The organism is Methanomicrobiales archaeon, assembly GCA_030019205.1.
Lineage (GTDB): Archaea > Halobacteriota > Methanomicrobia > Methanomicrobiales > JACTUA01 > JASEFH01.
In genome coordinates this window covers 1-23,505 of the sequence record JASEFH010000014.1, presented here as the reverse complement: position 1 = coordinate 23,505, position 23,505 = coordinate 1, and the positions used below count along the sequence as shown (strand labels likewise).

Here is a 23,505-nt window from a genome sequence, read left to right as displayed (position 1 = left end):
CCCCCCTGCAGCACGAGAGACGGGAGGGAGAGTCTGCGATATCTACACCGCGCTCTATCTCCAAACGCAATAGCCGGGAGAAGGAGAATATCGCCATGCTCAAGCCTTCTGTGGAATCGATGCCCGGTATGAAATCCATCACCCTGCAGTTCTTGAGAGGAGGGAGTCAGCAATCCGCTCCCACCAAATCCCGATGCAGCCTTATCGCTCGTGGGAATACCGGATCGTAAAGGGCGGGCTTTCCCACTTATCGCAACGTGCTCGGGATTTCCTGCAGGGCGACGGCATTCGAATCCCGCGGCTGTATTTTCATGCATTGGCCCTCCTGTTCCAGATCGCCAGCATGCCTGACCGTTCCTCGCAGCTGCATCCCGCGTCGTCGGAGAAGGGCTTTTCGGACCGGGCAGAATCGCAAGAAGGGGGGAAATCCTCCCGGGCAAGACGACCCCGTCCCGAACAGAGATCCTCCTCCCCGCCCAGGGATCCTAACAAAGCAAAAAAATCAATCAGTTTATCACATCCGATTCACATTGTTCATTCTGAGGTATGGATAGAGAATTTTTCGATAAAAACAGGAAGTACGTCATAATTGGTCTCATTCTGCTCTTTTTTGCCGTCTCCGCAGGCATCCGCCTCATCCCGATGCCCGCGATCGTTCACGCCTGGGGCGTGGCGGTGTACGAGAACGATCCCTGGTACACCCTCCGCCAGATCGAGATCGTGGTGGCGAACTATCCCGGCTACACCTGGTACGATCCCCTGACCGCCTATCCCTCCGGCAAAGTGGTGGACTGGGGCCCGCTCTTCCCCTTCGTCGCCGCCACCGCCTGCCTGATCTGCGGCGCCGCCACGCGGGCGGAGATCATGATGGTCGCCTCCTGGATCCCCCCCCTTCTTGCCGCGCTCCTGGTGCCGGCGATGTACCTTCTCGGGAAGAGCCTCGCCGACGGGAAGACCGGTCTCCTCGCCGCCGCCCTGGTCGCCATCGTCCCCGGCCAGTTCTTCTACAAGTCGCTGTTCGGCTACGTGGATCACCACGTCGCCGAGGTGTTCTTCTCGACGCTGTTCTGTCTGGGCTACATCGCGGCCCTGCGCTGCTCCCGTCAGTCCCCCGTGGACTTCCGGCGGGTGGAGACCCTGCGGACGCCGGCGCTCCTCGCCGCGGCGACCGGTGTCCTCTACCTCCTCGGGCTCCTCACCATGCCCACCATGATCCTCTTCGGGCTGCTGGTGATGCTGTACACCCCCGTCCAGGGCGCGATGGATGCGGCTTCCCGCCGATCCAGCGGCTACCTCCTCCTGCTGAACGGGATCGCGTTCGGGATCGGGATCGCCGGGCTGCTCGCCTTCGGCACCCCGCACGACGGGCTGTCCCTCTCCCGGTACTCGCTGGGGCACCCGATCGCCTATATGCTCCTCATCCTGGGAACCGCTGCGGTCGTGCTCCTCTCGCGGTATTTCCGGGGGCGGGCGGTCCACTACATCCTCGCCCTGGGGGGCATCGGCGCGGCGGGCGCCGGTGTCATCGCTCTTGCCGCCCCCGCGGTGTTCGAGGCGTTCGCTGCCGGCGGCGGCGCCTTCTTCAGCTCGACGGCAGAGGTCCTGACCATCGTCGAGGCGCGCCCGTGGACGATCGGGCAGGCGTGGTTCAGCTTCCAGACGGGGCTGATCCTCATGGCGGGGGGGCTCGGGCTCCTCGCGGTCCGGGTCTACAGGGAGCGGCGCGCAGAAGGGCTGTTCGTCATCGTCTGGTCGCTCCTGATCCTCCTCGCGACCTGGGCGCACTGGCGGTACGAGTACTACCTGAGCGTGAACGTCGCCCTCCTCTCGGCCGTTCTGGTGGGCGGGGTCGCCAGGCACTGCTGGGAGGACCTGCACATTCTCGTCTCCCGCAGGGCGGAGGATGCGGCCCGGAATCCCGCACCGAAGGATCGGAAGGAGAAGCGCAGAAAGGCTCACCCATCTTCGAGCCGCAGAGCGGACCCCGGAAAGGCGCTGGCGATGGGCGGCGCCATCGTCCTGCTCGCCCTCTTCTGCGCGCACGCCGTCCAGTACGACTTCCAGAGCGCGACGCGCGCCCACACCACCTCCATCAGCGAACCCTGGTACGAGACGCTCGTCTGGGTGCAGAACCATACACCCGACCCCGGCGTCGAGTACCTCGCTCTCTACGACCGCGACGCGTTCCGCTATCCCGAAGGGTCCTACGGCATCCTCTCCTGGTGGGACTACGGCCACTGGATCACCTTCCTCGCACGGCGGATGCCCAACACGAATCCGTTCCAGGACAACGCCGCAGGACCGTCGGGCGTGGCCGGATTTCTCATGGCCGAATCCGAGGATCGGGCGGAGGAGGTGCTGCACCGCCTGGGCTCGAAGTACGTGATCACCGATACGTCGATGGCGAACCCTCTGCGGTTCGCCTCCATCGCCGCCTGGTACAACCCCTCGGCCGGGATGTCCCCCTACGTCCAGGAGTTCCTGGTGCAGGATCCCTCGGGCTCGTACAGGGTGACATCGCTCGGGACGGAGCGCTACTACGCCACCATGGTCGCCCGTCTCCACAACTTCGACGGATCGATGGCGGAGCCCGCCGATGCCCTCTACATCGAGTACGGGATGGCGGAGAACCGCCCCGTCATCGTCCGATCCGCCTCCATGCCCCTGCGCGAAGCGGAAGAGGCGGCCCGGCGCTACAACGACCATGCGCCCGCCGGCTACCATGCGGCCGTGCGCAGCAGTTCGCTCGTGAAACCTCTCTCGGAGATTCCGGCACTCGCGCACTTCCGCCTGGTTCACGAGTCTTCGTCGGACGGCGGGCCCGCGGTGAAGGTGTTCGAGTACGTGCCCGGCGCCCGCGTCGCCGGGGAAGGGATCGTGGAGCTCAACCTCACCACCCCCGCGGGGCGGACCTTCACCTACCGCCAGGAGAGCCGCAACGGTGAGTTCGTCCTCCCCTACTCGACGCTGGGCAACCCCTACCCCGTGAAGGCGGACGGCAGATACCGGATCATCGGCACGGATCGGGAGTTCGACGTCAGCGAGGAGCAGGTGCAGCGCGGGGAGGCCGCCGGTTAGACGGCAGCGGGTCGCGGGGGAGCGATTCGGGAAAGGTATAAGTAACGGGGCGGCAGGAGAGGAGACGTGGCTATCCGGATCGTGCCGATCGGATCCGTCGATCCCGGCGTTCTCCGCATGCTGCAGGCGGAGCTGGGCAGGAGATTCGGCCAGGAGGTGACGATCGGAACGCCCGTCCCCCTCCCGGACGGCGCCTTCGATCCCCGGAGAGGGCAGTACGCGGCCGGGATCCTCCTGAACGCGGCAGCGGAGAGGAGCCCTGCCGCGGACCTGGACCGCACCCTCGCGGTCGCGGACGTCGACCTGTACGTGCCGGATCTCAACTTCGTGTTCGGGCTCGCCGCCCGCAGAACGGCGCTCTTCTCCCTCCACCGCCTGCGCCAGTCCTTCTACGGCCGCGCGGAGGACCGCGATCTCTTCCACAGGAGAGCCCTCACAGAGGCGGTCCACGAACTCGGGCACACCTACGGCCTCCCCCACTCTCCGGATCTGCACTGCGTGATGTACTTCTCCAACACCATCGCGGATACCGACCGCAAGGGGGCGGAGTTCTGCGAGGAGGATCGGAAGCGCCTGGTGCGGCTGGGGGTCATCCGATGAGGAGGAAGAACCTGCTCGTCACGGGGAGGCCCGGCATCGGCAAGACCACACTCATCCGCAGGCTCGCCGGGGAGCTGCGCCCCTGGCGCCCGATCGGGTTCTACACCGAGGAGATCCGGGAAGGGGGGATGCGGAAGGGGTTCGAGCTGGTGAGCCTCTCGGGGGAGAGAGGTCTCCTCGCCCATACCGATCTCGAGAGCCGCTACCACGTCGGGAAGTACCGGGTGGACACCCTGGCGCTGGAGCAGTTCGTCGGCGGCATACCCCTCTCCGACCCGGACGTGCGGGTGATCGTCATCGACGAGATCGGACCGATGGAGATCCTCTCCTGGGTGTTCCGGCGGACCGTCGAGAAGGTGCTCGACGCGCCGCCCGTCTGCATCGCGACGGCGGCGTACCGCGGGGACCGCTTCATCGACGGGATCAAGCAGCGCCCCGACGTCCGCATCTATGAGATGACCCGGGAGAACCGCAGCCGTCTCCTCGCCGAGATCCGCGCGGATGCCGTCGCGCTGCTGGGCGAGCCCCCGGCATAGGGCTGCGATCGCGAGGGAAACCGCGAGCCCGCCCTTGCACAACCCCTTCGCGACAGATCTCCGACGTTCGACCACAGGGCGTTGAAGAGGGAAATCCCACACCTCTCCTGCAACGCCAGGAGCGGAGCAGTTCACGTCGGATCCCCGGCTGCAAGATGCATCCGATCCCCGGTCCGCCCACCAGGTCCTGTCGCACCTGGTGGGGGGCGCACCCCTCTCCCCCGATCGTTGCGATACCCTGCAGAGTATGGCATCTGTGCGTGACCGCATTTCCACACTCCCCGTGTGAAATGGTTTTCATCCAGAACCGCAATCAGAAGGGTTCCTGCCTGCCACCGGGTCTCTTGCGCCGCTGCTCCCGGATATCAGGCCAACCGTATCGGCGGAATCGGGTTGCAGGCGAGATGGTGGCTTCAGCTCCGCGTATCGGACTCAGGGTCCGGCCCTCCGTGAACCCGGAGGCGTCTCCCCGTCCCGCTCACATCTCCACCCGCGTGACCACGCCATGGATCTTGTCGGCCGGCAGCTTGTAGAACTGGACGAAGGAGGGCGTCAGCCGCTTGATGGCCGAGAAGATCTTCCAGACCAGGTTGTTCGTGACGATATCCTCGAGCCCGTAGAAGATGGTCTTCTCCTGGATCCCCGCTTTGTGCAGTATCTGCATGATCTCCGCCACTTCCATGTAGCCTATCTGGATCTCGAAGACGCGGAGCCCGGGGGCCAGGATCTCTCTAAAGCCGCTCTTCAGGCCGAAGGGATTGTCCAGGATGCGGACGGAGATGATGATGTTGTCCTCGTAGATGATGTTGTTCGTGAACATCGTCAGCGGGATGTAGGGCGGCAGCTGCTGGGTGTTCCGTGCGAAGAAGAGCGCGGTGCCCCGGATCTTCGGGACGTCCGGGTCGCGGTAGAGTTTGCAGTAGGTTTCCAGGAACCGCGGCAGTTCCATGGGGCGGAGCGCCCGGAAGATCCTCTTCTGACCGGCGAGGTAGATCAGGATGATCCCGAGGGGCACCGTGGCGATGATGAGGGCGAAGTACGCACCCGTCGGGATCTTGGAGGTGGCGGCCAGGAAGAAGCCGAGGTCCACCAGGGTCACCCCGATGCCCACGAGCCCGAGGACGATCTGCCGCCGCAGGAAGAAGATGCAGGTGAGCATGATGCCGGTGATCGTCATCGTCCCCGTGACGGCCAGGCCGTAGGCGGCGGCCAGGCTGGCCGAGGAGCGGAACTGGAACATGACGATCAGCACCGAGAAGAGGAGAAGCCAGTTCACCGAGTCGATGTAGATCTGGGAGCGGAGTTCGGCGGACAAGTAGTCGATCTTGAGCATGGGCAGCATGCGGGTGGTGATGCCCTGGTAGACGATGGAGAAGATGCCGCTGATCATCGCCTGCGAGGCGATCACGGTCGCGGCAATGGAGAGGATCAGGAACGGCACGTAGATCAGGGGGGAGATGCTGTAGATCATCTCGAAGAGGACGAGGTGGACATCGGGATGTGCGAGCAGGAACGCCCCCTGCCCCAGGTAGTTCAGGACCAGGGCGAAGAAGACCAGGTACCAGGCGCGGACGATCGGAGCCCGCCCCAGGTGTCCCATGTCCGCGTAGAGGGCCTCGCCCCCCGTCGCGACCAGGATGACGGCGGAAAGAATGAAAAACGCCGGCCAGCCGCCATTCAGCAGGAACTGGATGGCGTAGTAGGGGTTGATGGCCAGGATCACCGCAGGCGCCTGCAGGATCGCGATCACGCCCGAGACGGCGAGCGCCAGGAACCAGACCGCCACGATGGGGCCGAACGTCCAGGCCACCCGTTCGGTGCCGCTCCGCTGGATGGAGAAGAGGGCGATCGCGATGATGGCGGCGATCAGGATGAGCATCGTCTCGCCGGTGGTCTCGAAGCCCGGGATCAGCACGATCCCCTCCACCGCCGAGAGGATGCTGATCGCCGGCGTGATCACCCCGTCGCCGATCAGGAGCGCGACGCCGATGATGCTCATCGAAGAGACGATGGCGATCGCCGTGCGGGACTTGAGGTGGGAGAGCAGCAGTTCGCGGAGCACGATCGTCCCGCCCTCGCCCTTCATCCCCAGGCTCATCGCCAGCCAGGTGTATTCGACCGTGATCAGCACGATCAGCGTCCAGATGAGAAGGGAGAGGATGCCCATCACGTTCGAGGGCGTGGGCTCCAGCAGCAGGAAGATCACGGCCAGCGTGTAGATGGGGCTCGTGCCGATGTCCCCGAAGACGAGGCCCATCGATTTCAGTACACCCCGCCAGGGGGAATTAGCGGGCATTGCTACAGTCCACCTTCAACGCCGCAAAAATCCGGGAAGGCATCAATAGAAAAGGCGTTGTCGATGGTATAAAACGTATCGAAAATCGGCCTCTATCGAGGATTTATAAAGGATCCGCTTATTGGCGCCCCCTCGCAGAGCCCGCACCGGGAGGCGGAAGGGCCGTTCCGGCCGTGCCGCCCCCGGCCCTGCTGCGAACAGACGACGGAGAATTGTGGGGCGAGGCCCGGGTGTATCGCACGACGGGGGATCCCCGTACAAGCCCTCGCCATTTGCGCCCAGGCCCGTCCCGTTCCGGCGATGCGATTGAGGCTTGGAATGCGACCGCCTCCCGCATGCACGCCGAAGAGACCGCGTGGATCGATCGCCTACCCCTGTTTCCCTGCACAGGTCCTATCGCTACCGCTGGGGGGCAGGGGATCTCTTCCCGGAATGCCTCCGCTCCTGCATCCGATGCCAGTCCATTCGGGGATGCCGGAGTAGACCGTCTCGGCCAGGATCTCCTTCGCATCGGCCTCGTGCCCGCCGGGCCGGGCGAATCGCACCAAGGGGGGGGTTGGATGTGATGTAAAATGACATCGTGTCCTTTTTGGCCAGCGCGGGAAGCTAAAAAATCACTTTCGCCCCCACACTGCGGGAGAAGATTTAACTTTTAAAGAAGTAATCAGGAGGGAAGATTTTGGAATCATTAACCTCAAACGATTCAAGTACAAGGTTTTTGAAGTATGTGGTTTATTTTTAAATATGCCGCCCCCTCTTTCCGAATTAGGGGCTTTTTTTCGCAACTGGGGAACTCACTTCTAGTCGGCTTGTTTATGGTTGTGCTAATTATTGCTGGATTATTCCTCTTAAAGGTCTATGCAATTGATAGACCCTCACATTACTAATTTTTACGATAAACAACGCATAAGAAGGATAACATGTCATCAGAATCTTATGCTGTAAAATGCGCGGAATGTGGGCGGGATTTATCAGAAGAGATTAAAGTTAACCCAAAGACATCCTGCCCTGATTGTGGATCAAGAACAAAGAATCATTTCTCAACTATTGAAGCCCAATTACACCTCTCTGTAGATGTATCTTCAAAAGTCATAGATCCCTCAGGATTTGTTAAACAGGAAGAACGAACAAAAAGCAGTAAATCTGAGAAGACAGGAAGACCTGTAAAAACTACAATTAATGTAGATAGAAGAGATCCAGATGTAACAAAGGTTACTCATAAAGTTGAGGGATTGGACGAGCACGGGATTTTTTATAAAACCATCCATGAGGATATAAAGGAAGGATCTGCAAAACACAGACCAAAAAAGAAAGAATAATCTCTATTTTGCTTATACTAAAGATCACCTTTTTTCTTTGATATTTAATTGTCATAAGGTTATGATGTCACTTTGCACTACACCTATTCCCCGACCCCGCTTGCGATAGGGCTCTGTCGGGAATATTGAAGGGATCTCGACCGGGGCCGAAAAGGCCTGCCCGGCCCGACTTCCCGTTCCCGCCCGGTCCAGAACACGCTGGGAGGGCTGGCCCCCCTCCACGCCTCATGGCTGCGAACCGTCAGGAGGAGGCAGGGTATCCCGGCGGTTCCGCCGCTCTCGCGCAATGGCCCGATGGTCGCCCCGGGAAAATCCATGCCTCCCATGAGTGCCCCGCCCGGGAGATGCGTGCAGTCCCCCACCGGGTTTCAAGTCCAGCCCATGGACCGCTCCGGCGATACCGGAGCAGTTCATACCCCGATGCGCTGTCGGTCGCCCGTACAATGGACGTGAAAGAGGGCAGGCATCCTTGAACAAGGATAAAAAATTCAGGCTCCTCGGGTCTCGACCTCCAGGTCCTGCACGCTGGAGCGGACCGTCAGGAAGACAGGGCCCCGCACGTCGATCTTCTTCTTGTGGTCGGTGATGAACCGCACCGCGTGCTCGGCGACGAGCAGGTTGATGTCCGCCGGCGTGCGGGCCATCTTCACCTGCACCGTCGTGGACGCCCCGCAGCGGGCCATCGCCTCGATGCGGGCGGCGGCGAGCCACGCCACCGCGTCCAGGTAGGTGATGCCCGTCGGCGTCCCCTCCCGCCGCACGGCAGCCCACTTCTCGGTGTCCGGTACACCGAGGATGCTCCCCTGGTGCACGAAGATCTCGTTCTGGCATGCCGGCCCGCAGAGCTTCGCGTTGGACTCCGGCTCCTCCACGAAGACCTCGACCTGATGGTCCCCCAGGATGCCGCTCCAGGCGGAGATGCTGCAGGGCCCCGGTTCGGCACCGTGGGCGGCGGCCGCCGCCGCGATCGCGGCGGCGAGTTCCCGCCCCGGGATCGTCCGCGGCTCCTCGCGGAGCCGCACCGCCTCGGCGAGATCGCGGTCGGAGAGTTCCGGCGGGAAGAACTGGGGGTAGGAGAGCTTCCGCATATCGTTCGCGCCGTGGATGATCATGGCGAGCCGCTCCACCCCGAGACCGAGGTTCATCACGGGGACACCGATGCCGTACTCCGCGAGCGCGGAGGGGGAGTACATCCCGAACGTCGCCACCTCCACCCAGTCCAGGGCGGGGTGGCGTGCGTACACCTCGGTCTGGGTGTCCGGCATGTAGTACTTGGAGCGCTTCTCGTCGGGGCGGAAGCGGAAGCCGGTGAACCCGAACGCCGAGAGGAGCGCCTCGGAGACCGCTTTCCCCTCCTCGTTCGTCACATCCTCCCCCGCGACCACGCAGGAGGCGGAGTGGTAGGTCATGAGGCGGGTCGGACCCTCCTGCTGCTCCCGCCGGAAGCAGCGGTCCACCGAGAAGAGGCGGATCGGGTGCGGCTGGCGCTCCCAGATCTGCCCGAGCGTGATGAACCAGCCGCTCGTCATGTGGCTGCGCAGCGTCATGCGGGAAGGTTCGGGCGCGAGCTCGCGGAACTCGGGGAAGACCTCGTCCAGGATGCGCACGACGGTGGCGTCGTCCGACGCGAGGACACCCGCGATCGCATGGACCAGATCGTCCCCGTCGATCTCCGCCTTCTTGTAGGCATGCAGAGTCTCGCGGAGCGCGTTCTCGGCGCTCTCCCCGACCTTCCGCTCCAGGATGGCCTCGATCCTATCCAGCCTGGCGCGCGAGATCCCGACGTTGGGGCGGGGCAGGCCGCCCAGGTAGAAGACCCGGTCGAGCACCGCCATCGCCTCCGGGCCGAACTGGCGGTAGACGTCCTGCTCCTCGACCATGACGGGATTCGCCGCCTCGTCGAACCCCATCGAGAGGTAGCACTCCCGCAGGCGCCGCACCGTCCCGAAGACGGGGTGCTCGATCCCGCGGCGGTACTTCCGGCGGGGGTAGCGCTCGTTCATGGCGGGCGGAGTCATCACCGAGGGGCCCTCGTGCCAGGCCGCCTCGAAGTTGTCCCTCGAGCGGCTCCGCCAGGCGTTCACGTCGAATCTCATCGCGACCGCCCCATCAGGACGACCCGGGAGAGAGGGTTCTCGTCCTGCACCTGGTACTCCGAGTGCTCGGCGATCGCGTCCGCGAAGGCACGCACATGGTGGTGATCCGGCATGGTATCCCTGTTCAGACGATTTCTACTGGATCCGAGATACATATATCCTTTCACTTCCGCGTATGTCGGGCCCGATTCATCCAGCATCGCCGCATACCGCTCCGGCAGGCGGTCGTTCCAGCCCCGCACCAGGGTGATGCGAACCGCCGAGCGGCGGCCGGAGAGCAGCCCGAGGCTCTCCTGCACCGCGTCCCAGCAGTCCTCCCGCGGACGGCAGAGCCGCAGGTAGGTCTCCCGGTCGGGAGCGTCCAGGGAGACGTAGAGCTGGAACGGTCTGCACTCGGCCAGCACCTGCGGTCGGGTGCCGTTCGAGACCAGGAACGTCGTATACCCCCGCGCGTTGAAGAGGTCGACGAGCTCCGGCAGCCGGGAGTAGCAGGTGGGCTCCCCCGCCAGCGATATGGCCACGTGGCGGGGCTCCATCGCCTGGCGGAACCGCTCCTCCGTGACGTAGGGGGAGGGTTTGTAGCCCGAGAGGGCGCGCCGCTGGAGGTGCACCACCCCGTCCGCGATCGCCTGCGGCGGGCACTCCACCTCCTCCTGCGGCTCGTGCTCGAAGGAGCGCCAGCAGAAGAGGCACCGCTGCGTGCAGCGGAGCGTCGGCGTCATCTGGATGCAGCGGTGGCTCTCGATGCCGTAGAACTGGTGTTTGTAGCAGAAGTCCCCGCCTTTCAGGGCGCGCTTGCACCAGAGGCAGGGTTTGACCGCAGCGGACGAGCCGGGGGAGAGGAACTGGTAGCCCTGCCGCCGCAGCGGATCACATGGAGCGGAGCGCATCGATCCCCAGCACCCCGAGCGCCTGCGAGAGCGTGTTCTGCGCCGCCCGCACCAGGGTGAGGCGGCTCGCCCGGGTCTCCCCCTCGCTCTTCAGCACCGGATTGTCCCGGTAGAAGGCGTTGAAGAGATCGGCGAGATCGCGGGTGTAGGCGGCCAGGATGTTCGGGCGGAGGAGGGTCACCGCCTCATCCAGCACGGCGGGGAAACGGGCTATGTGGCGGGCCAGCTTCACCTCGAACTCGCTCTCGAAGGTGAACGCCTCCGTGAACTCCCCGCCCTTGTCCAGGATGCTGCAGGCCCGGGCGTGGGCGTACTGGATGTAGGGGCCGCTCTGCCGCTCGAAGTCGAGCGCCTCCTTCCAGTCGAACACCGTGCTCTTCTCGGCCGATACCTTCACGATATCGTAGCGGATCGCCCCTACGGCCACGGATCGGGCGATCCGCGTCCGCTCCTCCTCCGAGAGGTCCGGGCGGCGGCGGGTCACCTCCTCGAGCGCCCGCCGGCTCACCTCCTCGATCAGCTCGTCCGCCGAGACGAACTTGCCGGCGCGGGTGCTCATGGATCCCTCCGGCAGGGAGACGAACTCGAAGTAGACGATCTCCGGGGGCCGTTCGCCCAGGAGCTGCAGGGTGCAGGTCAGCTGGGCGCCGATCAGCTTGTGGTCGGCCCCGAGCACGTCGATCACGCGGTCGAAGTTCCTCCCCTTCCAGGTATGGTAGGCCAGATCCCGCGCGGCGTACACGGTGGTCCCGTCGCTCCTGCGCAGGACGTAGCGGTTCTCGAACCCGCAGCGGGAGAGATCCAGGTAGAGGATGTCGTCCTCGTGCGCCTCCGGCAGGCGGCGGATTCTCCCCAGCGTGCGGTCGACGTCGCCGTTGCGGACGAAATCCCCTTCCCAGACGAAGCGGTTGTGGGAGACGTTGAGGGCGGCGAGGGTATCTCTGATCCCCGCGAGGCACTCCTCCACCGCCGCGCGGAACCGCCTGGACGTATCGGGATCGCCCGCCTCCACGCGCTGCATGAGGGCGTCGATCTCGGCGGTGAGCGCCGGATCCCTCTCGAGCGATCGGTTCGCAGCGATGTAGAGGCGGGCGATGCGGTGGTCGGGCTTCCCGTCGTCCCCGCCGGCGGACTCGTGCTCGATGCCCCAGACCACGATCGCGATCTGCCTCCCCATGTCGTTGACATAGTACTGGACGTCGAGAGGATATCCCGCCTTCCGGAAGGCGCGGGCGAGCGTGTCCCCGATGATCGAGTTGCGGATGTGGCCGACGTGGAGGGGGCCGTTCGGGTTGGCGCTCGTATGCTCGATCACCACCCGCTCCGCGCGGCGGGGCGCCGAGCCGAAGTCCGGGGAGAGCGCCGCCCGGATCGCTCCGGCCAGGTACGCCTTCCCGAAGTGGAAGTTGATGTACGGCCCCACCGTCTCCACCCGGATATCGCTGCCCTTCAGCGCTTCGGACACCTTCGCGGCAATCTCCGCTGCGATCTGCAGCGGGGGGCGGCGCCACTTCTTCGCCAGGCAAAACGCCACGGTGGAGGCGAGATCGGCGTGCTCCCCGCCCTCCACGAGCCCCACGTCCTTCTCGCCGCTCGCGAGCTGGAGGGCGCGCCGGATGCGTTCGCGGGTCTCCCGGTACATCACATCCCCGTCCTGTAGCGGAGGATCGCGGCGATCCCGCCGAAAGCGTTCAGAAGGATCGCCCCCTCCTCGAAGTCGTCCGAGATGATCTCGACAGTCGCCCCGCTCTGGTCGGCGAGCTGCGTCAGCTCCTCGACGATGTCCACCTCCTTTCCGATGGCGAGCGGCGAGGTGCAGCGCGGGCAGGCGCCGAGGTCGATATCCGCGGCGGTCCGCCCGGGCTCGGTGCGGATCGTCCTCTCCTCGGCGTAGTCGCAGGCGGCGCAGCGGATGGAGAGCCGGCTCCTGCGGAGCTTGGAGGAGAGGAGGACGACGTCCACCGCTCCCAGCTCCAGGTTCTTCCGCACGCTCTCCTCCCCGTAGGCGGCGTTCCCGTCGTCTTTGACGAGTTCCTGCAGGAAGCGGTTCATGAGCTCCTTCTCCTTCACCACCGCCATCCCCTTCAGGACGTCCTGGGCGGCGTCCACCAGCTCTGCCAGGCCGCTCTCGTTCGTGTAGGCGACGTCGAAGAGGCCCAGAATGCGCTTCTGGAGCTCGTGGTGGAGGTATCCGCCGTCCGCGAACTCCTCCTTCGTGGGGCTCGGCCCGCCGATCAGGACCCCCTTGAACCGCTCGAAGAAGTCCTTCTCCGCCAGGAAGATGTTGCTCGCCCGCTCCCCCACCTTCTGGTAGAACTCGTTGATCGCGATCAGGCGGAGCCGCTGGAACCGCACGCTGGACTGGCCGCCCTTCCGCTGCTTGCCGGGCACCGTCGAGGTGACCCCGGAGACCGGCTCGATGCGGTTCCCCCGGAGGAACCCGATGTAGGCCTCGCGGCGATCGATGACGATCAGCCCGTAGACCGCCTTCTCCTCCAGCATCTGCTTGAGGGGTTCGAGCTCGAACTTGGAGCTGCAGCGGTACATGTAGAGGTTGAGGGGCTCGGGGGGCTCGATGATGGTGCACTCCAGGTCCGAGCGGTCCCCGCCGAGGAGTATGGTGCCGCAGAAGACCGCCATGCCGTGCTCCGGAGGGCGTTTGTAGTACTTGAGCCGCGCCAGGATGGAGGAGAGCGCGCTCTGCACGTTGGTGCGGGTCTGTTTGCTCTTGATGTTCGAGCACTGGCCGTACTCGTCCCGCAGCTGGGCGGTCACGTCGGATATCTGCTTGTCCGGCGGGATGTAGAGGGTGATCAGCTCCGTCCCGCTCCCCTCCTTCGCCTCCAGCCTCTCGAGCATCTTCTTGAACTCGTAACGCCTCCGTCCTTCGTCCATCTCCACGACTTCGGGTTCCTGCTCCGCCATCTGGCCTCCTTACTCCGTAAGATTCCCATATATACTGGAGAAGCAAGAACATAAAACTAATCGGTGGTCGCAAACCGCATACGCTCCCGTAATTGTGAAAACGGGTGCAGGTACGGCCGCAAACAGGGGGGCAACTCCTCCGGTGCGGACTCAGATGGACTCCGCGATGCGATTGTCCACCTCGAGGTTGAGCCCGTGCCCGCCGCTGAAGTTGCAGAAGGTCTTCGGATCTCCCGCATACCGGTAGGTTGCCAGCGCCGCATCGATGGGTATGATGGAGTCCGCCGGGTCATGGTAGAGGCGGACCGGGCGGGGGGAGATCCGGCGGATGGCGTGGTCCGGATCCACGGACAGCAGGAACGAGCGGGCATCCCCGCTATAGCCGGTACCGGCCAGGCCGAACCCGGAGGTGGAGACGCCGATGTAGCCGGCAAACCGTTCGTCGAGGCTGGCGGCAATCGCCGCGTACCGGCCGCCGTTGCTGGAGCCCATCGCATACACGGGAACCTGGAACCGTTCATCGAGCAGCATCCGTGCGCTACAGAGATCGCAGACGATCTTGTAGTACTCCGGCCACTCTCCGCGGACGTAGCGGCGGTAGTCGTCCTCGAAGTCCAGCGGGCGGCCCGCGGTCTCGCCGCCGTTCCCGCGGATGTCCAGGACCAGGAAGGCGATGCCGCGCTCCGCATACCATGCGGCCCGATCGCGGTGGGCCTCTTTTTTCACCCCGGCACCTTCGGCAAAGACGATTGCCGCTCTCGGGTTCTGCGGCACAGCGAGAAGGGCGTAGATCTCTTCGTCGATATTCCAGAATCGTAACTTTTCGAGCGTGTAGGATGCATTCTCTGCGAGAATCGTTGCGGTCGCCCGCGGAGCGGTGCAGTGCAGCGAGAGGTTGCCGCCGGCGTCCACCTGATAGGAGGGGCGGTCGGACGGGGAGGTGCAACCCGGGAGAAGGACGAACGCGAGCAGGGCAAGGGAGAGGACCGCGGCCAGAACCGCTCCCGCCTTACCGCAGGCACTGGTATGCCAGGCAGATCGTCTTGGCATCGCAGATCGCCCCCTCGCGGATCATCGCGTGCACCGCATCCATCCGCAGCGGCACCACCTCGATGATCTCGTCCTCGTCCTTCTCGAACTCGCGGGAGGCGGCGAGATCCCGCGCCTCGAAGAGGTAGATCCTCTCCGTCGTGTAGCCCGGGGTGGTGTAGATGCAGCCCCGCGGCAGCAGCTCTCCAGCGCTGAACCCGGTCTCTTCGATCAGTTCGCGGCGGGCCGTCTCCTCCGGTCTCTCCCCTGCATTCATCGTTCCCGCGGGCGCCTCCAGGATGTAGCGGTCGATGGCAAAGCGGTACTGTCGGATCAGGTAGCAGTACGCCCCGTCCCGGGGAAGAATGGCGACGGCGTCCCCGGGGCGCACCACCACCCGCTCCTTCTCCGTGCCGTCGGGCAGGGTGTAGAGGTTCTTCTCGATGGAAAGCCGGTTCGATCGGAATATCTCCATCATCTCACCCCGATGATGTTTAAAAAGCGCATCATAGTCGAGGGGCTCTCTACACACATAGAAGAGGATGGTGCCTGCAGATACCTAAAGTTGATGGGGCTGTCCGGGGTAAAGACCTCAACCTGGTCAGTCGTAGTCCCAGCCCTGGACTTTTCCATTCCCGGTCGGAGTCTATTATCCTCAGGTGGATCAGATGCTCAAGAAAAGATCGAGGGCAATGTATTCTACGAACCATGAGGGGATCAAGACTGCCTGAGATGAATCATAACTCTCGAGGACCTCCTTGATTTTTTCGGCTCTGTAGAATTCATTCACAAACGATAGAGTATCCCCTCTCGACCGAAAGATCTTAAGTACGAGCGGCCCCCCTATCCGTATATGCCAATAATAAGCCACAAGGAGCCACTATTCAGGGCATCCAACGAGGATATCAGGTTTCTTGAAGCAGCCTATCCCATCGTACAGAGCTCCCGCATTCCCCTGTACTCCGGCAAGTAGTCCCGAAGGACCTACACCCAGCATCAACTCCCCGTCCTTCTCCTGTTGAAGGAATATCCCGGAGAGGATTATCGGGATATGACGGAGATCCTGGAATTGATGACTCCCCTTCAGGAACACCTGGATCTTGCCCGGGTTCCGCATTTCACCACGCTCCCGAAGTTCATGGCTCGGATCCGGTCCATGTCCCTGAATATCCTCCTGAAACGGATTCTTCACCTCGTGTACCGTTGGGGAGAGATCATCCCCATCACGGCCATCGATTCCTCCGGATTCACCACCTCTTATGCCAGTTCCTACTGTTCCGGGAGGACGGGAAAAACGCGGAAACGGTTCATCAGGACATCGATTGCCGTGGATACCGAGCGGCAGATCGTCACCGGGTTCACGTTCTCGCAGCAGCCGGTCCACGATGTGCTCCATGCCGAGAACCTCCTGAAGTCCTGTCACCGCCTACGGCGATCGGCCTGCTACGTCCTGGACGAGGGATACGATGCCGAGGATCTCCATGTTCTGATCCGGGAGCAGTTGCAGGCTGACTCCCGGATCCGCGTCCGTGCGAGAAAGCGGAAATGGATCTACGGGAGGTATCGACGCGAGATCGCCCGGTCCTTTGATGGAACGCTCTATCATCGGAGAAACCTCGTGGAAACTGCACTCTCCGTCCTGAAGAGGCGGTTCGGAGAGAGCCCGAAGGCGCGGAAATACGGGCACCCGCTCAAGGAGATCAGGGTCAAGATCCTTGTCTACAATCTGGATAGGTGGATTGAGAAAACTCTCATTATTGTCATCCCCGGGAGTTTCTACAGGGCCAAAAATACACATCCTTTTTACAATTAAGCTCGTTATCATTGCATCCGTATTCGTTTAAAGGTTCAGGCTTATTACAGCGCTAATATCATCAACAGTGGATGTGGCTGCAGTATGCCGCAGAACCTCCCAACCGAGGGGGATGGGCGAGGTGAACGAAGAAATGGCCGCGATATTATGGAACAACAACATATCCCTCGGTGAATATTTGGAGAATGTCTCCCCAGATTATTTTAACAATCTGACAGAGGAATGCAAAGAGCAGTATTACAATCAACCAATGACCTGGGCGGATCTCCATCAGAAGTTCCGATCTCCCTCTTGCCCTCCAGGTAAGTGGATCGGTCAGGATTTGGACCGCCAGCGGTCTGGGTGGGCGGTTCTACAGGGCGCCGGACCATATGGATTCAGCGGTTCTCGGGCAGTGAAATTCACGTTCACCCCCTACACTCGGTACCTGATCTCCAGATCTTTAAGCACATAATCCCGATGCATCCAGGATCATCCGCTGCCGCTTCGATACTTCCGTGGGGAGGATCTCACCGGTGGCCAGCCGGACCTTCTTGATCTTCGCCAGTTCCCGCAGCATCCCTTCCAAGGGGTACTCCTCCAGCAGCCCGGTCTCCTGCATCCGTTTGAGCGGCCGCATCCGCACGATCAGGGAGAGGAAGGTCACGAACAATAGTCCCTTCAGGGCGGACTCCTTCTTCACCGGGAGCGGCAGCACCTGGAGGTCGTTCTTCGGGGTGCGGAAGGCTTTGCAGGAAGGTCATGGTGTCCGGCCGCCCACCGATGGCGTGCAGGGCCTTCGTGGTGGTGAAGAGGTCGTGATAGTGGTTCTTGAGGGCGTCCGGAGAACTGCCCTGGATTGTCTTCACCTCCAGGACGTAGGAGAGGAGGGCCCCTCCCTCGAGGAGAGAGAACTCCCCGGCATGGGTGGCGATGGGTGTTCGATCCCGAGAGACTGCGGGTCCTATCCCTGAGATCTCATAGGGGATGCAGAGCAGTACGATGTAATCTTTACCTGTTACCGCACCCCGATGATGCGGTGCAGCTGGAGCTGGAGCCGCACCGGCAGGTCGTGCTCCAGGATGTACGCCGCGATCTCCGCATAGTCGGACCCGAAGACCGGGGAGACGAACACCTCCCCCGCGATGGGGTACCGGGCGATGACACCCTCCGCGTACGCCAGATCCGCCCGTCCGCCGACGACGAACTTCACGCTGTCCCGCGCCGTGATCCGCGCGAGCAGGGAGAGATCGCTCTCCTCGCCGGAGGACGGGCACTTCACGTCCATGCAGATCGCGGCGTACGGCTGCAGGTGCGCAAAATCCAGCGTGCCGTTCGTCTCGATCCCGACAGCGTAGCCCCCTTTAAAGAGCGTTTCCACCAGCAGCGGCAGATCGTCCTGGAGCAGGGGCTCCCCGCCGGTTACGCATATCCGCCGGCACCCCAGCGCCTCGACCCGCTCCAGGATCCCGGGTATATCCATCTCGGTGCCGCCGTCCCAGGCGTAGCGGGTGTCGCACCAGCGGCAGCGGAGGTTGCAGCCGGCGGAGCGGATAAATGTGGTTATTCTGCCCTGCTCCCTCCCCTCGCCCTGGATGCTCCGGAATATCTCACTGATCTGCATAGGAGATCTCGGCGTAGCAGGTGGGGGACTCCCACACGCGGATCCGCACCACCTGTGCGGTGCTCCCGTTCAACCGGCACTCGCGGTTGAGAAGGTCGACCATGACACCCGCCAGGAGCTCGCTCGTCGGGTCCCCCGGGGTGGTCACCACCTCCTGGAACGCCCGGATGCAGGGGACCATCGGGTCCTCCTCGTTCAGGATCACCTGGTGGTCGAACCGTTCGATGATCCCCTTGATCGTATTATAGTCGACCAGGATCATGGTCTCCTCGTCGACATCCCCCTCGATCCAGACCTCGACCCTCCAGCGGTGCCCGTGCAGGTTGTAGCACTTCCCCTCGTAGTGGAGGAGGCGGTGGGTCGCGTCGAAGGATACTTCCTTGTAGATCCGGGTCTTCACGCTAGAAACTCCGCAAGGTATAATATTATAATTAGGAACGTCTCATTGATATAAGCAACCGGAAGAATTGTCGCAATACAAAACATTCATTCCGCGCGTGGCACTGCATCGCAACGATGAGAGGTCCGCATTTTGCGAAAATAACGAGGGTTATCCATATGGGACAGGGTAAATTCGCAGCGAGGAAACTCAAGAGGGACTCCAAGAAGTTCCGCTGGAGCAACAAGAACTTCGCACGGCGCATGCTCCATCTCGACGAGAAGGCCGATCCCCTGGAGGGCGCTCCGCAGGCGCGGGGGATCGTGCTCGAGAAGATCGGCATCGAGGCCAAGCAGCCGAACTCCGCCATCCGCAAGGCGGTGCGCGTCCAGCTGATCAAGAACGGGCGCCAGGTGACGGCATTTGCGGTCGGTGACGGCGCCATCAACTTCATCGACGAGCACGACGAGGTCGAGATCGCCGGAATCGGCGGGCGGCTGGGACGCTCCATGGGCGACATTCCCGGCGTCCGCTACGTCGTCACGAGCGTGAACAACGTCAGCCTCCGCGAGCTGGTGATCGGGAGGAAGGAGAAGCCGCGCAGGTGATCGGCATGGCAGAGGCAATCGAAGCAGTCGGAGAGAGGAGAGAGGGTGAGCAGCAGGGTCCGCCCCGGCTGCTCTTCAACCGCTGGGACATGAGCGAGGTCGAGATCAAGGACCCGGGCCTCAAGCGCTACATCAACCTGCAGTCCATGATCGTCCCCCACTCCGGGGGCAAGCTGACCCGTCAGCAGTTCGCAAAAGCCGAGATGCTCATCGTCGAGCGTCTCATCAACCGCCTGATGCAGAGCGAGATGAACACCGGCGCCAAGGAGCGGGCGCTCCGCATCACGAAAGACGCGTTCGAGATCATCCACCAGAGGACCAAGAAGAACCCGGTGCAGGTGCTCGTGGACGCGATCGCCAACGCCGGACCCCGCGAGGAGACGGTGCGCCTGAAGTACGGGGGGATCAACGTCCCCAAGTCCGTGGACACCGCGCCGACCCGCCGGGTCAACACGGCGCTCCGGTTCATATCCGATGCGGTCTACAGCGGGTCCCGGAACAGCAAGAAGGATGTCGCAGAGGTCCTCGCAGACGAATTGATTGCAGCGGCGCGCGGCGACTCGAGGGCGTACTCGGTCGCCAAGAAGGAAGAGCGGGAGCGCATCGCCAAGGCCTCCCGATAATGCGGATACTTTTTTCGGAGTTACAGCATGGCACGAGGAAAGAAGATGGTAGATCGGGTAACCCAGCTCATGGGTCAGCCCGAACGGATCAGGAACATCGGGATCGTAGCGCATATCGATCACGGCAAGACCACGCTCTCGGATAACCTCCTCGCCGGTGCGGGGATGATCAGCGAGGAGCTCGCCGGACGGCAGCTCTTCATGGACTCGGACGAGGAGGAGCAGGCGCGCGGGATCACCATCGACGCGAGCAACGTCTCGATGGTGCACGAGTACGGGGGTCAGGAGTACCTGATCAACATGATCGATACCCCCGGCCACGTGGACTTCGGGGGCGACGTGACACGCGCGATGCGGGCGGTCGACGGCGCCGTCGTCGTGGTCGATGCCGTCGAGGGCACGATGCCCCAGACCGAGACTGTGCTGCGCCAGGCCCTGAAGGAGCAGGTGCGGCCGGTGCTCTTCATCAACAAGGTCGACCGCCTGATCAACGAACTCAAGGTGGACGAGCAGGAGATGCAGATCCGCCTGGGTCGCGTAATCGACAAGGTCAACAAGCTGATCAAGGGGATCAACGAGGAGCGCTACAACCAGGGCTGGAAGCTGGACGCCGCGAACGGCTCCGTCGCCTTCGGCTCCGCACTCTACAAGTGGGCGGTCTCGGTCCCCTTCATGAAGAAGAGCGGCGTCTCCTTCAAAGACGTCTACCAGAAGTGCCGCGCGAACGACATGAAATGGCTCGCCAAGCAGAGCCCGCTCTACGCAGTCATCCTGGACATGGTCGTCAAACACCTCCCGAACCCCATCGAGGCGCAGAAACGGCGTATCCACGTGATCTGGCACGGCGACAAGGAGACACCGGAGGGCAGGGCGATGCTCGCCTGCGACCCCAACGGGCCCGTCGCCCTGATGGTGACGGACATCAGCTTCGACCCCCACGCCGGCGAGGTCGCCACGGGCAGGCTCTTCTCCGGCAGGCTGAAGCGCGGCATGGAGCTCTACGTGATGGGGACCGCCGGCAAGGCGAACCGTATCCAGCAGGTGGGCATCTTCATGGGTCCGGAGCGGGTCGAGGTGGAGGAGCTCCCCGCCGGCAACATCGCGGCCGTTATCGGGCTGCGGGACGCGATCGTGGGCTCGACGGTCACCAGCCTGATGGAGATGACGCCGTTTGAGTCGCTCAAGCACTACAGCGAACCGGTCATGACGGTCGCCGTCGAGGCGAAGAACATGAAGGATCTCCCCAAGCTCGTGGAGGTGCTCCGCCAGGTCGGCAAAGAGGATCCCACCGTGAAGGTCTCGATCAACGAGGAGACCGGCGAGCACCTGATCAGCGGCATGGGCGAGCTCCACCTGGAGATCATCACCGGGCGGATCAAGCGCGACAAGGGCGTGGAGATCGTCACCTCCGAGCCGATCGTCGTCTACCGCGAGACGGTGACGGAGAAGGCCGGCCCGGTGGAGGGGAAGTCCCCGAACCGCCACAACCGCTTCTACCTGGAGATCAGCCCGCTCGAGGACGCCATCGTGGACCTGATCAAGAGCGGCGCCGTGTCCATGACCATGCCGGAGCTGGAGCGGAGGAATGCCCTGATCCAGGCCGGCATGGACAAGGAGGAGGCCAAGGGCGTCAAGGACATCCAGGGCACGAACATCTTCATCGACATGACGAAGGGTATCCAGTACCTGAACGAGACGATGGAGCTGGTACTGGAGGGGTTCCACGAGGCGATTGCGGGCGGGCCGCTCGCCGACGAACCGGTCCAGAACCTCAAGGTGCGCCTCGTCGACGTCAAGCTGCACGAGGACGCGATCCACCGCGGCCCCGCCCAGGTGATCCCGGCGGTGCGTGCCGCGATCAAGGCGGGGATGCTGATGGCAAACGACTCCCTGATGGAGCCGGTGCAGAAGATCCAGATCAACGTGCCCGCCGACCAGATGGGCAACGCGACGTCCCAGATCCAGGGGCGCCGCGGCCAGATCTTCGATATCGTCAGCGAAGGGGACTCCATCGCGGTCATCGGCAAGGCGCCGGTTGCCGAACTCTTCGGCTTTGCGGGCGACATCCGCTCGGCGACCGAGGGGAGAGCGATGTGGAGCACGGAGTTCGGCGGATTCGAGCTGGTCCCCTCCAGCCTGGTGAAGGATGTCGTGATGAGCATCCGCAAGCGCAAGGGTTTGAAGGCGGAGATGCCCCGCCCGGACGATTATCTCGCCTGATCTCACCGGCAGTAAGGCGACCTGTCCCCCCTTTTCGGGCGCGGACCGCTCCGGTCCGCGGAAAAATTCCGGTATCGAGAGAGCCCTTCCCGCAAAAAATATTCTTCCCCCCTCAGGAGGGTACGTGTGGAGGAGGAGGCGTGCTGAGAGGGGGTTGTGCGTCGGTTGAGGTGCTGTATGGCAATTTGCCCCACTTGCCAAGGGACAGTCGTCGCATGCCCAGGCCATCTCTGTCCGCTGCGGCGTGTCCCTAGGAGGTCTTTACAGCATCATATTATTAAAACTTTTCTATATTATATTTTTGGGTTTTAAAGCATTATTGAATAATTATAAGCCATAAATGCATTTCTGAACCTCCATCTGCCAATTTGCAGGGCAGAACCGTCGCCATTTGTACCCGCTCGATCGCCGTTGTGCGCGCACGGGCGGCGGTCTGCCGGGGAGAACGGCCCGGCCCTCCATTTCCCGCAATTTTAAAATTCTCCTCCGCAGATATTACCTGTCAGCGGTGTCTGCTCAGGCATCGAGCGTGAATACCGGAAGGGACTGACCATGAAGAAGCACGAGGTGTTTGAGAGCGTACCGGGAATCCTCCGCCCGTTCAAGGCGTTCATCGAGGGGCTCGGGCTCAAAGAGGGGGATCAGATCGTCTACTACGGGGTGCCGGGTACGTGCACCCCGTTCGTGGAGCTCCTGGGGTTCGCCATCCGCGCACTCCCCGTCGAGCAGGTCTTCGTGCCGCTGACGAAGGAGGATAGGGCGTTCCGGCTGGAGCTGGTCCCCGACGTGGGAATGCAGGTCTGCCGGAACTCCGTGACCCTGGGACCCAGGGTGATCGTGCTGATGGGCGGGCTCTCCATGCCCAACTCCGGCGTCTCCGCGGACCAGGTGGCGGACACGATCGCCAAGTACGGGGCCTCGCTCGTCGGGGTCTGCTTCATGAAGATGTTCGAAAAGGCGGGCTGGCTGAAGACGTTCGACTTCGACCTGCTCATCGACGCCACCATCTCCCCCGTGGACGTGTGGAGGGAGGAACACCCGATCGCGGGCGGAAGGTACTGACAGCGGGGCTCTCTCCGCATCCTTTTCGATGGCGGTGGACCCCCCGGGCGCATCCGCTCCGCCGAATCGCACGCAATGGGCCCTCTGCCTCTCGCGGAGTGCGGGCGGCGACAGCGGGGCATCCTTCCGCGATCCTGCAGACCCTGTTGCACCGAGCGCTTGTCCGGGGCGATTCCGTTTGAATATTTATAGGGGGGACATCCCTTACCACACTCCTGATACGGCAAGACCGGGAAGAGGGAGCGGCAGGATAAGGGGTTCTTATGCTCGTATTGTCTGGATTTGAGCTCGCATTGAGGAAGGATCATGGGGTCCGAAGAGATCCGCCGCATCCCTCCCTTCGAGGCTATCGTACCTGTGGGGGTGGGGGAACGGGGGGGGGGGGGGGGGGGGGGGGGGGGGGGGGGGGGGGGGGGGGGGGGGGGGGG

At 63.0% G+C, this 23,505-nt stretch carries 19 protein-coding genes and 1 pseudogene; 9 read left to right on the top strand and 11 right to left on the bottom strand.

What is annotated here, in order from left to right:
- Positions 1-546 precede the first annotated feature (546 nt).
- From QMC96_08595 to QMC96_08585, 3 genes are all read left to right on the top strand, one after another.
- Positions 547-3,078: an oligosaccharyl transferase, archaeosortase A system-associated gene (locus QMC96_08595; protein MDI6876813.1), complete on the top strand. Its 2,532-nt coding sequence runs from the start codon at positions 547-549 to the stop codon at positions 3,076-3,078.
- A 66-nt stretch (positions 3,079-3,144) separates the two neighbouring features.
- Entirely contained in the window at positions 3,145-3,678 is a 534-nt protein-coding gene (locus QMC96_08590; protein MDI6876812.1) for an archaemetzincin family Zn-dependent metalloprotease, read from the top strand.
- Positions 3,675-4,214, top strand: a complete 540-nt coding sequence (locus tag QMC96_08585) for a nucleoside-triphosphatase (GenBank protein ID MDI6876811.1) — start codon at positions 3,675-3,677, stop codon at positions 4,212-4,214. The genes QMC96_08590 and QMC96_08585 overlap by 4 nt, the downstream gene beginning before the upstream one ends.
- Before the next feature lie 478 nt (positions 4,215-4,692).
- Here QMC96_08585 and QMC96_08580 read toward each other — a convergent pair whose 3' ends face one another.
- Together QMC96_08580 and QMC96_08575 are read right to left on the bottom strand one after the other, a co-directional pair.
- Positions 4,693-6,471, bottom strand: coding sequence for a KUP/HAK/KT family potassium transporter (locus QMC96_08580; GenBank protein ID MDI6876810.1), 1,779 nt, complete (start codon positions 6,469-6,471; stop codon positions 4,693-4,695).
- Positions 6,472-6,878: 407 nt separating this feature from the next.
- A complete protein-coding gene (locus QMC96_08575) occupies positions 6,879-7,055 on the bottom strand; it encodes a hypothetical protein (GenBank protein MDI6876809.1) in 177 nt (58 codons plus the stop codon).
- A gap of 375 nt (positions 7,056-7,430) precedes the next feature.
- On the opposite strand from QMC96_08575, the gene QMC96_08570 reads away from it, so the two are divergent.
- Complete coding sequence (locus QMC96_08570) at positions 7,431-7,829, top strand: hypothetical protein (protein ID MDI6876808.1); 399 nt, start codon at positions 7,431-7,433, stop codon at positions 7,827-7,829.
- Positions 7,830-8,317: 488 nt separating this feature from the next.
- Here the strand turns inward: QMC96_08570 and sepS are convergent, their stop codons facing one another.
- The 6 genes from sepS to QMC96_08540 all read right to left on the bottom strand — a co-directional run bounded on the left by sepS (position 8,318) and on the right by QMC96_08540 (position 15,244).
- The gene (gene sepS, locus QMC96_08565; protein MDI6876807.1) at positions 8,318-9,925 is read right to left on the bottom strand and encodes an O-phosphoserine--tRNA ligase; all 1,608 of its coding nucleotides are present in this window, start codon (positions 9,923-9,925) and stop codon (positions 8,318-8,320) included.
- Positions 9,922-10,815 carry a 4-demethylwyosine synthase TYW1 gene (gene twy1 / locus QMC96_08560; GenBank protein ID MDI6876806.1) on the bottom strand — a complete coding sequence of 298 codons (894 nt, stop codon included), beginning with the start codon at positions 10,813-10,815 and terminating at the stop codon, positions 9,922-9,924. The genes sepS and twy1 overlap by 4 nt, the downstream gene beginning before the upstream one ends.
- Positions 10,796-12,457 carry an arginine--tRNA ligase gene (gene argS, locus QMC96_08555; protein ID MDI6876805.1) on the bottom strand — a complete coding sequence of 554 codons (1,662 nt, stop codon included), beginning with the start codon at positions 12,455-12,457 and terminating at the stop codon, positions 10,796-10,798. Before argS ends, twy1 begins: the two co-directional genes overlap by 20 nt.
- Positions 12,457-13,740: a peptide chain release factor aRF-1 gene (gene prf1 / locus QMC96_08550; protein MDI6876804.1), complete on the bottom strand. Its 1,284-nt coding sequence runs from the start codon at positions 13,738-13,740 to the stop codon at positions 12,457-12,459. Before prf1 ends, argS begins: the two co-directional genes overlap by 1 nt.
- Before the next feature lie 150 nt (positions 13,741-13,890).
- Complete coding sequence (locus QMC96_08545) at positions 13,891-14,790, bottom strand: alpha/beta hydrolase (protein ID MDI6876803.1); 900 nt, start codon at positions 14,788-14,790, stop codon at positions 13,891-13,893.
- A complete protein-coding gene (locus QMC96_08540; protein MDI6876802.1) occupies positions 14,750-15,244 on the bottom strand; it encodes an NUDIX hydrolase in 495 nt (164 codons plus the stop codon). The genes QMC96_08545 and QMC96_08540 overlap by 41 nt, the downstream gene beginning before the upstream one ends.
- Positions 15,245-15,622: 378 nt before the next feature.
- Here QMC96_08540 and QMC96_08535 point away from each other — a divergent pair.
- Positions 15,623-16,582 (top strand): annotated as a pseudogene (locus QMC96_08535) (IS5 family transposase).
- Positions 16,583-17,024: 442 nt separating this feature from the next.
- Here QMC96_08535 and QMC96_08530 read toward each other — a convergent pair.
- The 3 genes from QMC96_08530 to QMC96_08520 all read right to left on the bottom strand — a co-directional run bounded on the left by QMC96_08530 (position 17,025) and on the right by QMC96_08520 (position 18,585).
- Complete coding sequence (locus QMC96_08530; protein MDI6876801.1) at positions 17,025-17,264, bottom strand: hypothetical protein; 240 nt, start codon at positions 17,262-17,264, stop codon at positions 17,025-17,027.
- 315 nt (positions 17,265-17,579) lie between these two features.
- A complete protein-coding gene (locus tag QMC96_08525) occupies positions 17,580-18,185 on the bottom strand; it encodes a radical SAM protein (GenBank protein MDI6876800.1) in 606 nt (201 codons plus the stop codon).
- Complete coding sequence (locus QMC96_08520; GenBank protein ID MDI6876799.1) at positions 18,172-18,585, bottom strand: 6-carboxytetrahydropterin synthase; 414 nt, start codon at positions 18,583-18,585, stop codon at positions 18,172-18,174. Before QMC96_08520 ends, QMC96_08525 begins: the two co-directional genes overlap by 14 nt.
- A 158-nt stretch (positions 18,586-18,743) precedes the next feature.
- On the opposite strand from QMC96_08520, the gene QMC96_08515 reads away from it, so the two are divergent.
- The 4 genes from QMC96_08515 (at position 18,744) to QMC96_08500 (ending at position 23,077) form a co-directional block, all read left to right on the top strand.
- Complete coding sequence (locus QMC96_08515) at positions 18,744-19,172, top strand: 30S ribosomal protein S12 (GenBank protein ID MDI6876798.1); 429 nt, start codon at positions 18,744-18,746, stop codon at positions 19,170-19,172.
- A 5-nt stretch (positions 19,173-19,177) separates the two neighbouring features.
- Positions 19,178-19,795: a 30S ribosomal protein S7 gene (locus tag QMC96_08510; GenBank protein ID MDI6876797.1), complete on the top strand. Its 618-nt coding sequence runs from the start codon at positions 19,178-19,180 to the stop codon at positions 19,793-19,795.
- A 27-nt stretch (positions 19,796-19,822) separates the two neighbouring features.
- Positions 19,823-22,015, top strand: coding sequence for an elongation factor EF-2 (locus QMC96_08505; protein MDI6876796.1), 2,193 nt, complete (start codon positions 19,823-19,825; stop codon positions 22,013-22,015).
- A gap of 552 nt (positions 22,016-22,567) precedes the next feature.
- A complete protein-coding gene (locus QMC96_08500; GenBank protein ID MDI6876795.1) occupies positions 22,568-23,077 on the top strand; it encodes a DUF2124 domain-containing protein in 510 nt (169 codons plus the stop codon).
- The last annotated feature ends 428 nt before the right edge of the window (positions 23,078-23,505 follow it).